The 13,877-nt window shown below is 73.0% G+C and carries 9 protein-coding genes; 5 read left to right on the forward strand and 4 right to left on the reverse strand.

Going from position 1 to position 13,877, the window contains the following annotated elements:
• Nucleotides 1-2 precede the first annotated feature (2 nt).
• Genes VGL30_RS07715 through VGL30_RS07725 form a run of 3 tightly spaced genes read right to left on the reverse strand, consistent with a single transcriptional unit; the run spans nt 3 to nt 4,976 of the window.
• Nucleotides 3-1,133: a glycosyltransferase family 4 protein gene (locus VGL30_RS07715; protein ID WP_331538521.1), complete on the reverse strand. Its 1,131-nt coding sequence runs from the start codon at nt 1,131-1,133 to the stop codon at nt 3-5.
• The gene (locus VGL30_RS07720) at nt 1,130-3,961 is read right to left on the reverse strand and encodes a glycoside hydrolase family 99-like domain-containing protein (protein WP_331538523.1); all 2,832 of its coding nucleotides are present in this window, start codon (nt 3,959-3,961) and stop codon (nt 1,130-1,132) included. Before VGL30_RS07720 ends, VGL30_RS07715 begins: the two co-directional genes overlap by 4 nt.
• A gap of 16 nt (nt 3,962-3,977) precedes the next feature.
• A complete protein-coding gene (locus VGL30_RS07725) occupies nt 3,978-4,976 on the reverse strand; it encodes a hypothetical protein (RefSeq protein ID WP_331538525.1) in 999 nt (332 codons plus the stop codon).
• Nucleotides 4,977-5,122: 146 nt separating this feature from the next.
• On the opposite strand from VGL30_RS07725, the gene VGL30_RS07730 reads away from it, so the two are divergent.
• The 3 genes from VGL30_RS07730 to VGL30_RS07740 all read left to right on the forward strand — a co-directional run bounded on the left by VGL30_RS07730 (nt 5,123) and on the right by VGL30_RS07740 (nt 9,425).
• On the forward strand, nt 5,123-7,081 hold the full coding sequence (locus VGL30_RS07730; RefSeq protein ID WP_331538527.1) for a hypothetical protein: 1,959 nt from the start codon (nt 5,123-5,125) through the stop codon (nt 7,079-7,081).
• On the forward strand, nt 7,078-8,130 hold the full coding sequence (locus tag VGL30_RS07735; protein ID WP_331538529.1) for a hypothetical protein: 1,053 nt from the start codon (nt 7,078-7,080) through the stop codon (nt 8,128-8,130). The genes VGL30_RS07730 and VGL30_RS07735 overlap by 4 nt, the downstream gene beginning before the upstream one ends.
• Nucleotides 8,131-8,198: 68 nt before the next feature.
• Nucleotides 8,199-9,425: a hypothetical protein gene (locus VGL30_RS07740; protein ID WP_331538531.1), complete on the forward strand. Its 1,227-nt coding sequence runs from the start codon at nt 8,199-8,201 to the stop codon at nt 9,423-9,425.
• A gap of 17 nt (nt 9,426-9,442) precedes the next feature.
• Here the strand turns inward: VGL30_RS07740 and VGL30_RS07745 are convergent, their stop codons facing one another.
• Entirely contained in the window at nt 9,443-10,201 is a 759-nt protein-coding gene (locus VGL30_RS07745; RefSeq protein WP_331538533.1) for a DUF6270 domain-containing protein, read from the reverse strand.
• 246 nt (nt 10,202-10,447) lie between these two features.
• Here VGL30_RS07745 and VGL30_RS07750 point away from each other — a divergent pair, with 246 nt between their 5' ends.
• The gene (locus VGL30_RS07750) at nt 10,448-12,169 is read left to right on the forward strand and encodes a type I secretion system permease/ATPase (protein ID WP_331538535.1); all 1,722 of its coding nucleotides are present in this window, start codon (nt 10,448-10,450) and stop codon (nt 12,167-12,169) included.
• Nucleotides 12,166-13,542 carry an HlyD family type I secretion periplasmic adaptor subunit gene (locus VGL30_RS07755; protein WP_331538538.1) on the forward strand — a complete coding sequence of 459 codons (1,377 nt, stop codon included), beginning with the start codon at nt 12,166-12,168 and terminating at the stop codon, nt 13,540-13,542. The genes VGL30_RS07750 and VGL30_RS07755 overlap by 4 nt, the downstream gene beginning before the upstream one ends.
• The last annotated feature ends 335 nt before the right edge of the window (nt 13,543-13,877 follow it).

Genomic DNA, 13,877 nt, shown 5'->3' on the forward strand with positions numbered 1-13,877 from the left:
CCTCAGGCCGGGGCGCCCCGCGCGACCGCTTCCAGCCGCGCGACGTAGCGCAGCCCCACCGCGCGGGCGGAGAAGTCGGTGCGGATGTGGCGGCGCGCCCGGGCGCCCAGGGCGCGCATGCCGGCGGGATCGTCCAGCGCCTGCTCCATTAGCCGGGCGGCGTGGGCCACGGAGGGCTCCGCCCAGACCTGGCCGTCGCCATGCGGATAGGCGCCGGCCGCCACGGGGACCAGATCGTAGTCCACCAGCAGGCTGGTTTCCGGCGTCATGAAGTCCAGGTTGCCCGAGTAGCCGGTGGCGATGGCGGTGCGGCCGAGCGCCATGGCCTCGGCCATGCCGCGGCCGAAGCCCTCGGAGCGGTGCAGGGAGACAAAGACGTCGGCGTTGCGGACCAGGTTCTTGATCTCGTTGTCCGAGAGGTCGGCGTTGATCGCCTGGACGCGGCCGCCCAGCGCCTGCAGCCGCGCCTCCAGCGCCTGGCGGGCGGCCTCCGTGCCCGCGGCGCCGCGGAACTTGATCACGCAGTGCAGGCGCGCCTCGGGACGGGCCAGCGCCAGGCGCTCGAAGGCCTCCAGCACCGCCCCGGCGTTCTTGCGCTCGGCGTAGGAGGAGAAGTCGAAGAAGAACAGGAAGACGAAGGCGTCCTCCGGGATCGCGAAATGCCGCCGGCCCAGGAAGGAGGAGAGGGTGAGCTCGACGGCCAGCGGCATGTGCGCCACCGGCCGGCCGACGGCGGGGACCAGGGCGTCGCGGATGAAGGCCGACGGGGCCCAGACCTCGTCGAAGCGCTCGACGAGGCGGGCCCAGGGCTGCGGATAGACGGCGAGCTCCCACGCCGGGTAGATGATGTTGCGGGCGCCCTCGAAGGCGCCGCGGTCGAGGAGGGCCGTGACCCGCTCCACCTCGTCGGCGTTGATGCAGAAAAGGTTCAGCCCCGGGGATGGGCCCGCGCGCAGGTGCGGGGCGAAGGTGCGGCGCAGGTCGGGGTCGAAGGCGCCGCCTTCGGGCGCTACGTCGACCAGGGCCGGCGCGGCGCCGGCGGCCCACAGCGCGCGGCAGACCGAGCGGGCGTGCTCGCCCATGCCGCTGGGGGAAAAAGGGTAGCCGACGACGGCCAGGTCCGGGGCGGTCACGGGTGTTCCAGCAGATCGGCTTCGGCGGCGTTGCGCAGCGCCTCCAGCCAGCCATGGCCGAAGCGCACGTCGGGCTCCAGGCAGGCGCCGTGGGTCCAGGCGTTCCAGGCATGAATGAACACCAGCCGCGCGCCGGGCGGACTGCGGCGCCGGGCCAGCGCCATCGCGGCCTCCAGCCAGGCCTGGAAGGCGCCGGGCGTGGCGTGGTGGAAGACGCTGGCCGCATCCTGGCCCAGGGGCGTGTCGTCGAAGCCCGTGGCGACGACGGGCAGGCGCGCGCCGCCGGCCGCCGCACAGGCCCGGCGCGCCAGGTCGCGGTAGTCGCGCACCACGCCCTGGTGGCGGCGGTTGACCACCGGGCCGGGCGCGGGGACGGCCGGCGTCTCGGCGGCCTCCGGCAGGCTGGCGCAGGCGTCGAAGCCCTGGGCCAGCGGGTCGCCGCCGCCGGGCAGGGCGAAGTCCTGGAAGCGGACGAGATGGAGTTCGCCCAGGCCCTGGGCGCGGGCGGCGTCGCGCAAGGCCGCCGTCCAGGCGGCGGCGCCCGGGTCCGCGTAGGCGGGGGAGAGGAGCAAGGGGCGGGCGGCGACCCGGATCTGGCCCGGATGGCGCAGGTAGGGGGCCAGCGCCGAGACCAGGGCGGCGGGGTCGCCGCCGGGCTCGGCGACCCGCAGGCAGAAGGGCAGGTCCGGGGCGCCGGCCGCCAGCAGGGCCGCCGGTGGCCGGGCGGCCCGGAAGGGGTGGCACAAGCCGCCCAGGCCATAGCGGCGCGCCAGCTCGGCCTGCCGGCGCAGGGTCGCAGGCTGGGCCGGGTCGTAGAAGCCGAGGTCGGCGGGCAGGTGGGGCTGATAGTGGCCGCGGTAGTTGGGCAGGGCGCGGACCACCTCGCCCCAGGCGGCGGGGCCGCAGAGCTCCGGATGGACGAAGGCGATCGTGCGCACCGCCCGGCCGGATTCGATCGCCTCGGCATGGCGTTCCAGCAGCCGCTGGGCGTCGTCCGGGGCCGGCGTGTCGGGCGGGGGGGCGCCGGCGAGAACCGTCCGGGCCGCAGGGTCGTAGAGGGTGGCGAGACCCTGCTCGCGCAGGCGGAAGGCCAGGTCGGCGAGGGCGGCGTCCGGCGTGACGAAGGCTGCGTCGAGACCGCCGGCCGCAAGGAAGGCGGCGCGGCGGACCACCAGCACGCCCGCAGCCGCGGCGACCTCGCGGGCCTGGGCCCAGTCCCGGGCGCCGGCGGGCTCGCCCGCGCCGTTGCGCCGCGCCGTCCCGTCCGCCGCCACCTCGGCGCCGGCGGCCCAGAGGCGGCCGGCGGGGGTCAGTATCCGCGGGGTCAGGGCGGCGAGACCGGGCGCCTGGGCGAGGCGTTCGACCAGGGGCGCCAACCAGTCGACGGGCGCTTCGACCGGCAGGGCGGCGAAGACCAGAGGGTCTTGCACGGCGGCCCGCGCGGCGGCGTTGGCGGCGGCGATGTCGCCGGCGGCCAGCGGGATCGCTCCGACCGGCTCTCCGGCGGCGGGCGGAACGGCGGGGGCCGGCGCGCCGCGGCGCTCGGCCTCGATGCGGGAAAGCTCGGGGCCCAGGGCGGCGTAGGCGGCGAGGTTGTAGATCGCCGGGTCGCGGCTGCGACCGTTGGCGCGGAGCTGCTCGAACAGCGCCTCGGCGGAGATCCAGCGGCCAGTGGGATTGGAGGCCGGCTGCGGCCGGGCGCCGTGGGTGCGCAGCCAGTGCTCGATCCCGCTCCAGCCGCTCCCGGCCAGCTCCGGGTGCTCGGCGAGATAGCCCGCCTCGTCGAAGTCCGCCGCCGGCCAGGCGCCGCCGAAGGCGCCTTCCGTGAGATAGTGGATCAGCGGGTTGGCGCCGGTCTCGGCCAGCTCGGCGTGCTGCTCCAGATAATAGGCGGTGTCGAAGTGCGGGCCTGGATTGCGCCGCTCGCGGGCGCCGGACCGGAGGAAGTGGATCAGCGGGTTCTGGCCCGAGCCGGCTAGGTCGCGGTGGCGGGCGGCGTACCAGGCGGCGTCGAACAGGGGATGCGGGTCGCGGCCCTCGTCGGCGCCGATCAGCACATAGTGCAGCAGGGGCGCCGTGTCCGGGGGCGCCTCGGGGCCGAGCTTCTGCAGGTACCAGTCGCCAGCGAACAGGGGATGCGGGTCGCGGCCCTCGCGCCAGCCCTTCAGCAGGTAGTGGACCAGGGGATTCTCGCCGGTCTCGGCCAGCTCCTCGCACTGGCCGACGTAGTGGCGCAGGTCGAACAGCGGGTGGGGGTCGAAGCCTTCCAGGGCGCCGGCGGCCTCGAAGTGCTGCAGCGCCGAAAGCCGGCTGGCGGCGACCTTCACCGCGTGGCGGGCCTTGTAGTCGCGCAGGTCGAACAGTGGGTGGGGCGCGCGGCCCAGGGCGTCGCCGAGGATCAGGTAGTGGGCCAGCGGCGGCCATCTGGAGCCGGCCAACTCGGGATTCTGGCGCAGGTACCAGGCCTGGTCGAACAGGGCCTTGGGCAGGACCGTGGGATCGGGACCGGCGCGGACGTAGCGGGGCAGGTTGGCCGGGCGGCCGCCGCCGTAGCCCAGGCTCTCGGTCAGGCGCGGGCGCCAGAGGCCGGAACGGGCGAGCTGCAGGGCGCGGCCAGGCCACTTGCCGCGCGCCAGCAGGCGGTCGAGGCGTTGCTCCAGCCCGCTGCGGTCGCGCAAGGCCACGCGGCGGGTGGCGGCCTCGCGGTAGCGGCGCCAGCGGTCCTCGGCCAGGGCGCGGCGCTCGCGCAGCGCGGCCCGGCGCTGGGCCTGGAGCGCCTCGGCGTCGGCCGTTCGCGGCGTTGCGTCTGGGACGGGGCGTCGGGCCACGCGCGGGCGCCTCGCCCTAGCCTTCGGCCAGGATCGAATCGACCAGGGCGGTCACCGCGGCGAGCTCCTGGTCGTGCTCGAAGGCCCGGCGCTGCTTGAGATCCAGAATCTCGGCCCGGGCGGCGTCGAGGTCGCGGGCCACGGGAGAGACCAGCACGCCCACCTCCTCCTGCCGGCGCGCGAGCGCCCGGCCGGCGGCGTCGAGGACCGTCGGATCGGCGGGCCGGTCCGCCGCGGCGTCGGCGAACCAGTCGTAGACCCCCTGGGTCAGGGCGCCGGCCCAGCCGTAGGCCGTCATCCCGGCCTCGCCGGTGTTATGGCGCAGGTCGGTGGTGAGGAACCGGTCGATGGCCTTGGCGGCCCGGGCGCCCACCGGCGGCAGGCCCGCGCCGTGGGCGGCCTCCATGCGGGCGAGCTCCGCGCGCCAGTCCGAAAGCAGGGCGTCGTAGGCCACGAAGGCGCGCGGCAGGTCGCGGGTGTAGGCCTCCGCCGCCAGCATGTAGGCGCTCCACAGCAGCAGCGACTTCTCGACGGCGAAACCGTTGCGGCGCGACAGCGAGCCGGCGACGGCCAGCGGATGGCGCACGGATATGACGCAACGGGCGGCGACCCCCAGGTCGGCCAGCGCCGTGCGCCAGAAGGGCAGCAGGACGGTGGCGCGGGGGTCCTTCAACAGCGGATAGGCGGCCTCGCCGTACTCCTCGGCGAACACGGCGGCGGCGCGGTTCAGCCACTCGCGCTCGGCCTTGCGCGGCAGGGGGCGGTGGGGAAAGGCGAAGACGTCGTCCCAGGCGCCGCCGCCGGCGCGCAGGCGCTGGTCGTTGAACAGGGCGATCTTCCAGGGCTCGAAGTAGCCCTTGGCGTTGTGCTCGTCGCCCGGCATGAGGTTGCTGGGCAGCCGGGCGCCGGCCAGCGCCAGCATCTGGGTGGCCGCCGAGGTGCCCGAACGGTGCATGCCCAGCACCAGATAGGCGGTGCGACCCGGGGTGGCCTTCGCGGAAGTGTCCGTGCTCATCTCTCGTACGCCGGCTCTCCAGGCATTCCCGCTGTATGTCCCGCGGCGCGCCGTCGCAAGCGGCGAGCGCGGTTGATCGCCGGCGCCTTTCGTTGCACACAGCGGCGCCGGGGCCGTGCCCCGCGCGCGCAGGAGTTCCCCGCCAGATGGCCGTGACGGCTGAGCTCGACCATGTGCAACTGGTGATCTCGACGGCGGTGGACGCGGCGTTCTACCGGGAGATCTACCCCGAGCTGGCCAGGCTCGGGGTAGACCCGGTGGCGCATTACGCCGACGCCGGTTGGCGCGAGGGCCGCGACCCGGCGCCCTGGTTCTCCACCCTCGCCTACCTGACGATCAACGACGACGTGGCGCGGGCCGGGATGAATCCCCTGCAGCACTACCTGCTCAGCGGCCGGCTGGAAGGCCGCGAGATCGCCCGCTCGCCGCACGCGACGGCTTATCTGGCCGAGGCCCTGCGCCGCGGGGAGGACCCCGCGTGGCGCCCGACCCTGACTCCGCCGGCGGCCCGCCGGCTGGCCATGCCGCCGGCGGCCCTGACGGCGGCGGAGCGCGCCGCCGTGGCGGCGGAGTTCGACGCGGCCTACTACCTGGGCGCCAACGCGGACGTCGCCGAGGCCGGGTCGGATCCGTTGGGGCACTTCCTGGCCAGCGGCTGGCGCGAGGGTCGCGATCCCAGCACCGCCTTCTCCATCGCCGACTACCTCGAGGTCTATCCGGACATCGCCGCGGCGGGAATTAATCCCTTCCTCCACTTCATCTTCACCGGCCGCGCCGAGGGACGCCTGCCTCGCCAGAACCTGGGTTTCCGCTACCGGCTGATCGCCGACCTCGTCGCCATCGAGGCGCGGGTCGCACGGGTGGCGGCGGCCTCGCGCGGCGTGGCGCTGGAGGATCCGGCGCGGCTGGCGGACGCCTTCGCAGCGTCCCGTGCGGGCTGGACGGACCTGCACCTCAGCGTCAGCCACGACGACTACATGGCCAATATGGGCGGGTTGCAGATCTGCCTACAGCGCGAGGCCGCGCGGATCGCCGCCATGGGCCGGGACCACCTGCACGTCTTCCCCGCCAAGCCCTGGCCCACGGTGCGCGCCGAAGGCGAGCCCGGCCCGACGGGCGTGGTGTGGAACGGCGAGACGCTGGGCGTCTTCGCGGCGGAGGCGGTGGTGGCGGCGGTGGCGGCTGCGGCCTCGGCGGCTGCGCCGGGTGCGCGGAGCTTCGCGATCCACAGCCTGCTGGGACATGCCGCCGACGAGGTCGCCGACCTCGCCCTGGCGGCCGGGATGAAGGCGGGGTTCTTCTGGCTGCACGACTTCGCCAGCCTCTGCGCGGGGTATCATCTGTTGCGCAACGACGTGGCCGACTGTGGGGCGCCGCCGCCGGACAGCGCCGCCTGCGGCATCTGCGTCTACCAGCCGATGCGGGCGCGCCACGTGGACCAGCACCGGCGGCTGTTCGAGCGGCTGGCGCTGACCGTGGTGGCGCCTTCGGCGCCGACTCTGGCGACCTGGCGGGGCCGCGGGTCGTTCCCGGCGGCGGGTGAGATCATACATCCGCACGCGCGGCTCGTGCCGCGGACCGGCTGCGGCCTCCCGCCGCCGCCAGGGCCGTTCCGCTTCGCCTTCCTGGGGTTGCCGGCGGCGCACAAGGGCTGGCCGATCTTCCGGGCCCTGGCGCTGAAGTACGCGGACGACCCGCGCTACCAGTTCCTGCACCTCGGCATGCGCACGGAAGGCGGCCTGCCGGTGGCCTTCCACCCGGTGACCGTCACCGACGAGGCGCCTGCGGCGATGCCGGCGGCGGTGGAAGGGCTGGGAGTGGACGCGGCGATGATCTGGCCGCTGTGCCGCGAAACCTTCTCCTTCACCGCCTATGAGGCCGTGGCCGGCGGGGCCGCGGTGGTCACCAGCCCCGACAGCGGCAATGTGGCGGCCTTCGTGGAAGGGGAGGGCCATGGCCGGGTGCTGCCCGACGAGGCGGCGCTGGACAAGGCGTTCGCGACGGGCGAGATTCTGGCCCTGGCCCGCGCCAGGCGGCGGCCGCAGCTCTACGATCTGGCGTTCAGCGGAGTCACCGCCGATCTCGTCGTGGGGACGGCGCCATGAAGGTGCTCTGCTACTCGAGCTTCACCTTTTCCTATCTCGACCGGGCGCGGGTGCTGTTCCGGACGCTGCGGCGGTTCCATCCCGACTGGGAACTGGTGGCGCTGATCACCGACGAGCCGCCGGAGGGGTTCGCCTTCGATCCGGCGGCCGAGCCCTTCGACCGGGCGGTGTTCGCCAAGGCGCTGGGGATCGCCGACTTCCGCGCCTGGCTCTTCAAGCACGACGTGGTGGAGGCGTGCACGGCGGTGAAGGGGCCGTTCCTGCTCCAGGCGCTGACGGGGTCCGGGGCCGAGGCGGTGATTTATCTCGACCCCGACACCGCGCTGTTCGAGAGCCTGGCGCCGCTGGAGCGCTGGCTGGAGACCGACGAGATCCTGCTCACCCCGCACCTGATCGACGCCAACGACGATCCCACGGCGATTCTCGACAACGACCTGTCGGCTTCCCGCACCGGGATCTTCAACCTGGGCTTCGTCGCCGTGCGCGCCTCGGGCGAGGGCCTGCGGTTCGCCAGGTGGTGGAACGACCGGCTGCTCGCCTACTGCTATGACGAAATGGAGCGGGGGCTGTTCGTCGACCAGCGCTGGTGCGACCACGTCCCGGCCCTGTTCGACAAGGTCAAGGTGGTGCGCGATCCCGGCTACAACGTGGCGAGCTGGAACCTGAGCCGGCGGACGGTGGCGGTGGGCCGGGACGGGCGAATCACCGTCAACGGCGCGCCCCTGCGGTTCTGGCACTTCACCAAGCTGGGCCCGCTGGGCGACGCCATGACCAAACGCTACGCCGGGGCGAACCCTGCGGTCTACGAGATCTGGAGCTGGTACCGGCGCCAGGTGACGGCGGCCGGCGACCCGGCGATTCCCGCTCGCTACTGGGCCTACGGGACCTTCGACGACGGCGCGCCCATCGACAGGGCCCAACGGCTGCTCTACCGCGGCCGGCAGGATCTGCAGGCGGCGTTCCCGGACCCGTTCGCCACCGGGGCCGGCACCTTCTGGGCCTGGCTGGCGGAGGAGGGTCGTCAGGCTCTTGGCCGGGGAGCGCCTTGACAGCCAGCGGTCCAGCCCGGAGACAGCCGATCACACGGGGTGAAGGGGGGCCGCCCGCGGCCGGGGCCTTGGCGACAAGCGACTTCAAACATGCACCCGCGGCTGATGAGCCCACGAGCCTGCAGCAGAAAATCAGCCTGATCGCCGGCCGCCTGGCCGACGCCCGGCGCCTGGCCGAGCAGGCGCAGGTGCGCGAGGCGGTCACCCGCAATTCGCTGACGCTCGCCCTGGTGGAGGCGTTGTCGGCCCGCGCCGAGGGAGAAGCCAGGCTGCGCAGGTTGGCGTTCGACGCCTATCGCCAGGCGGCGTTGCGCCGCGAATCGCGGCCGCGGCGGCGCAGCGGCCTGGTCGACCGGCTGCTTGGAGGGCTGCGCGCGCCGGGCCAGGCGCTGCTGATCGCCCGTTCCGGCCTGTGGCGGCCGTCGGGCCCGGGGCCCGCGCGCAAGCTGCACGACCTTCGCCACATGGCGGCCTACGCGCGGCGAGGGCCCAATCCCGCCGTGGCTCCCAGCGCGCTCCTGGACCAGGCGTGGTACCTTTCCACGCTTGGCGAGGCGCCGTCGCGGCTGAGCCCGCTGGCGCACTATCTGCTGTCGGGCTGGGAGCGGGGACGGGCGCCGCATCCGCTGTTCGACCCGGCCTACTACGCGGCGCGCAACGCCGGGGCGCTGGCCGGCTGGCGGGCCTCGCCGCTGGAGCATTTCGTCCGCCTGGGCGCGCCGCGCGGCTTCGACCCCCACCCGCTGTTCAGCCTGGCCTGGTACGTGGCCCAGCGCCCGGAGCTGGCGCAAAGCGGCGCCAATCCGCTGGCGCATTATCTCGAAGAGGGCTGGGGCCAGGGTCTCTCGCCGCACCCGCTGTTCGACCCCCACTGGTACCTCAGCCAGGCGCCGCGCTCCGCGGCCTCCGGCCCGCCGCTGGTCCACTATCTCGCCGAGGGCTGGCGGCAGGGCCTCTCGCCGCACCCGCTGTTCGACCCGGCCTGGTACCTGACCCACTATCCGGACGTGGCCCGGACAGGCGACGAACCGCTCAGCCATTTCGCCGCCGCCGGCGGGCGGGAGGGGCGCGACCCCGGGCCCTGGTTCGACACCGCCCACTACGCGGCGGCGCGGGGCGATGCCCTGGGGGCGGACGCCAATCCGCTGGTCGACTACCTGCTGGGCGGAGCCTGGCGCGTCAGCGAGGCGCGGCCGGGGTTCGCCACCGCCGCCTACCTGGCGGCGCGGCCCGAGGCGGCGGGATCCGGCCTGACGCCGCTGGACCACTGGGCGCGGCTGGCCGGGCGGGGTTGAGGCCGCGCGGCGCGGCGTCAGGCGCCGAGGGCGCGGAGCTGGTCCCAGATTTCGCGGTAGTAGCCGTCGACGTAGTGGAAGGGGCTCAGGCCCCAACGGTGGCCGGCGTCGGCGACATGGCTTTGCGCCCGCACCCGGACGACGCCCGGCGTCGCCGCGCGGAATGCCTCCTGGTAGCGGGCCAGCATGGCGTTGTGCGCGGCGATGTCGGCGGGGCGCCCGGACCAGATCTCCACATCCTCGAAGGGCCGGCGCGCCCCCTCGGCGTCGACCCAGGTCTCCGCCCAGCGGGCCTCGTGCAGGACGAGGACCGCGTCGCGCAACGGGGTGGCGCGCAGGAAGGCCGAGAGTTCGCCGGCCGCCCGCAGCCACAGGCGCTCGCAGGCGTCCGACAGCCGCGGGATGGCGCGCGCGGACTGCAGCGCCGGCTGGTCCAGATAGCCGGAGACCTCCAGCTCCCAGCTGTGGGTCGCGAATGTCCCGGCCACGGAGAGCAGGTCGAACCGCTCGTCGATGAAGTCGAAGATGATATGCGTCGGCCGGTGGGCGACGAGGGCGGCGAGCGCCCGCTTGGCGAGGTCCGACACCACGGCCTCGTGCTGATGGCGCCCGAGGCCGTTGGGGGGCGCCGGCGCCGGCTCGAAGCCCGCGACCGGCGGGGCGAACAGGCTGGGCAGGCTGGTGCGCGAGATATAGAGCAGCCCCTCGACGCGCTCGCCCGGCACCGGCCAGAGGTCGCGGGTGATGCAGCTTCCGACCACTGCGACCCGGGGCATCAGGCCGCCTCGCAGGCGCGGTGTGGCGCCCGCGCCCGCAGGCCGCGCGCCCGCCCCGCAAGGCGATTTGGCCGCACGGGAGACCATTGACACGGCGCGGAGGCCCGAGCATCTGTCGCCCGCATCCGACGGACCCAGCCGATGTCGGGTCGGCTCAGCATTGCCCGGGCGTTCTTCATGACGATTTGGCATCCTACGGGAGCTTGCAGCTTTGGGTAACCGCGGAACGGGGCTGCGCCCATGAAGATGTTCAGGTTCCTTTTCAACCAGCCCGACAACGTGCTGACCCGTGCGATCCGGGAGGGGTACAGTCCGGCGTTGGCCGCGTTCGGCTTCAGCCTGGTGAGCAATCTGCTCTACATGGCGATGCCGCTCTACACCTTTCAGGTCTATGGCCGGGTGCTGGTCAGCCAGAGCCAGGCGACGCTCTGGGTGCTGACGTTCGCGACGCTGTTCGTGTTCGCGATCTCCGGCATCATCGACGACTTCCGGGCGCGGATACTGATCAACTACGGCATGCTGCTGGACCAGCGGGTGTCGGGGCACATCTTCTCCAGCCTGTTCGACGCGGCGGTGCGCGGCGAGCCCAGCGCGCGGGCCCAGGCGCTGCGGGACCTGGACACCTTCCGCCAGACGCTGACCGGCATCGGGGCGGCGGCGCTGTTCGACCTGCCGTGGATCCCGGTCTTCCTGATCACCCTCTACGTCATCGACCCGCTCATCGGCCTGGTGACCACGGCGGGCGCCGTGGTGCTGCTGGTGCTGGCGCTGATGCAGGAGCGCGCCACGCGGCCGGCCATGAAGGAGGCCAACGACGCGGCCCTGAAGAGCTACGCCTTCACCGACGCGGCGCTGCGCAACGGCGAGGTGGTGCGGGCCATGGGTATGCTGCCCCGCCTGGGCGCGGCCTGGGCCAAGTTCCGCGCCATCTCCATCGAGCGCGGCGTCGACGCCAGCGAGCGGTCGAACATGCTGAGCGACATCATCCGGGCGGTGCGGATGGGCATGCAGGTGCTGATCGTAGCCATCGGGGCGGCGCTGATCCTGAAGGGCAAGATCCACTCGGGCATGCTGTTCGCCAACATGATCCTGGCCAGCCGGGCGCTGGCGCCGATCGAGCGGGTGGTGGGCTCCTGGGAAACGCTGAACAACGCCGCCCGCGCCCACGAACGGCTGATGAACCTGCTTTCCAAGGCCGAGCCGCAGGCGCTGGCCACCAGCCTGCCGCGTCCCTCGGGCCGGCTGAGCGTCGAGGGGGTGAACTTCGCCCCGTTCGGCGCGGCGAGGCTGACCATCCTGGGCGTGAGCTTCGCCCTGGAGCCCGGCGAGGTGATGGGGCTCGTCGGGCCCTCGGGCGCCGGCAAGTCGACCCTCGCGCGGCTGCTGCTGGGGATCTGGCGGCCGGTGGCGGGCGCGGTGCGCCTGGACGGGGCGGACGTGTTCGCCTGGGACCGCGCCGACCTCGGGCGGCACGTGGGCTATCTGCCGCAGGACACCGAGCTGTTCGCCGGCACGGTGCGCGACAACATCGCGCGGTTCCGCATCGACGTCCCCGACGCCGAGGTGGTGAGCGCCGCCCAGATGGCGGGCGCGCACGACCTGATCCTGCGCATGCCCAAGGGCTATGACACCGACGTGGGCGAGGGCGGCCTGGTGCTGTCCGCCGGCCAGCGGCAGCGGGTGGGCCTGGCGCGCGCCATGCTGGGCGATCCGGCCTTCGTGGTGCTGGACGAACCGAACGCCAGCCTGGACTCCGAGGGCGAGGAGGCGCTGTTGAAGGCCATCGAGGCGCTGAAGGCCAAGGGCGCGACCATCGTCATCATCTCGCACAAGCCGGCGATCTTCCGGCCGGCGGACAAGATGCTCGTGCTGCGCGAGGGGCGGGTCGAGGCCTTCGGCCCGCGCGACCAGGTGATGGCGCGGATGATGAAGCCCGCCGAAGTGCGTTCGATAGAGGCCGGCCGATGAGCAACAACATCCAACCGCTGCGTCCACACGCCTACGTCGCTCCGTCGTTCAACGACAACGACAAGCTGCCGGCCAACGCCGAGCTGATTCGCCGGGTGCGCCATCCGATCCGCGTCGGCGCCGCGGTGATCGGCGTGGCGGTGGTGGGGCTGGGCCTCTGGGCGTCGCTGACGCCGATCAGCTCCGGCGTTTCGGCGCCCGGGCAGATCCGGGTCGAAGCGAATCGCAAGGTGCTGCGCTATCGCGAAGGCGGCACGGTGCGGGCGATCCTGGTGAAGGAGGGCAGCCACGTCAAACCGCAGCAGGTGCTGCTGCGCTTCGACGACGTGCAGGCGCGCGCCAACGCGGACGTGACCCAGAACGCCGTGGACGTGGCCCTGGCCCAGAGCGCGCGCTACCTGGCCGAGGCCACCGGAAAGCCGGCGGTCGAGTTCCCGGCGGAACTGACCGCGCGCCTGAACGACCCGCGCGTGGCGGGCATGATCCACGACCAGCAGTTCCTGTTCACCTCGCGCCAGCAGCTGTTCGAGAGCCAGGGCGCGGTGCTGAACCAGCGGCTGCAGCAGCAGGCCGATTCGATCACCGGCCTGCAGGCCCAGCTGGCCTCGATCGACGAGCAGGCCCGGCTGACCAAGGAGCAGCTCACCGGCTACCAGACCCTGTTCGAGAAGGGCTACGCCAGCAAGAACCTGATCCTGCGCTACCAGGCGTCGATGGCGGACCTGGCCGGCAAGCGGGGACAGATGATCGCCGAGATCGCCAAGACCCGCGAGCAGATGGGCGAGACACGGATGCAGCTCGGCAGCCTGCGCAACCAGCGTCAGAGCGAGGCCGCCGACGGCCTGCGCGAGATGCAGTCGCGGCTGGCCGACGGCCTGCCCAAGCTCACCGCGGCCAGGCAGACCCTGCAGGGGACGGTGATCCGCTCGCCGGTGGACGGCTATGTGTTCAACCTGAGCCAGCACACGGTGGGCGGCGTGGCGGGCGCCGGCGAGCCGCTGATGGAGGTGGTGCCGGACAACAGCCCGCTGATCGTCACCGCCCAGATCAAGCCGCAGGACGTGGACGAGGTGCACATCGGCATGCCGGCGCGCGTGCGCCTGAGCGGCTTGAACCAGCGCTGGACGCAGCCGGCGCCCGCCGAGGTGGTCGGCCTGTCGGCCGATCGGCTGATCAACGAGAAGACCGGCGAGGGCTATTTCCTCGCCGACCTGCGGATCGATTCCCGGCATGTGGGCGACCTTCCGAAGGGCGTGAAGCTCAGCCCCGGGATGCCCGCGGACGCCATGATCGTAACTGGTAAACGAACCGTTATGGGATTCTTGATTTCTCCCATAACCGACACGATTCACAACGCTTTCCGCGAAGAATAGGGTCGTGTCGCCCGGGCGCCACAGACCTCGTTTCGGCCGCTTTTTGCTGTTGCGTAAAATCAGCGGTTCCGATACCTGTTCTCCCGGGCTCGTTTAACCTTGGCCGCGGCGTCGCCGTGGGTGGGGGGTAATGGACCGCTGGGACTGCCCCATCGGGGATGGGGGTCAAGCGTGCCGGGGGTCCTGTGACACACACTGGAGAGATAAATGGCGACCTACACTTATGAGACGATCACGGCGGCCCAGGCCCTAGCGGTCCTGACCACCGACAACGTGATCGTGCAGACCGGCAACGCCGCGCAGGCGTCCGTGATCTACAACGCGGCGACGCCGAC

The organism is Phenylobacterium sp. (assembly GCF_036502675.1).
Taxonomy (GTDB): domain Bacteria; phylum Pseudomonadota; class Alphaproteobacteria; order Caulobacterales; family Caulobacteraceae; genus Phenylobacterium.

Bases quoted from the DNA above. Each gene is read 5' to 3' on its own strand.
- VGL30_RS07725 (WP_331538525.1), bottom strand. From the start codon at position 4,976: ATGAGCACGGACACTTCCGCGAAGGCCACCCCGGGTCGCACCGCCTAT.
- VGL30_RS07730 (WP_331538527.1), top strand. From the start codon at position 5,123: ATGGCCGTGACGGCTGAGCTCGACCATGTGCAACTGGTGATCTCGACG.
- VGL30_RS07735 (WP_331538529.1), top strand. From the start codon at position 7,078: ATGAAGGTGCTCTGCTACTCGAGCTTCACCTTTTCCTATCTCGACCGG.
- VGL30_RS07745 (WP_331538533.1), bottom strand. From the start codon at position 10,201: ATGCCCCGGGTCGCAGTGGTCGGAAGCTGCATCACCCGCGACCTCTGG.
- VGL30_RS07750 (WP_331538535.1), top strand. From the start codon at position 10,448: ATGTTCAGGTTCCTTTTCAACCAGCCCGACAACGTGCTGACCCGTGCG.
- VGL30_RS07755 (WP_331538538.1), top strand. From the start codon at position 12,166: ATGAGCAACAACATCCAACCGCTGCGTCCACACGCCTACGTCGCTCCG.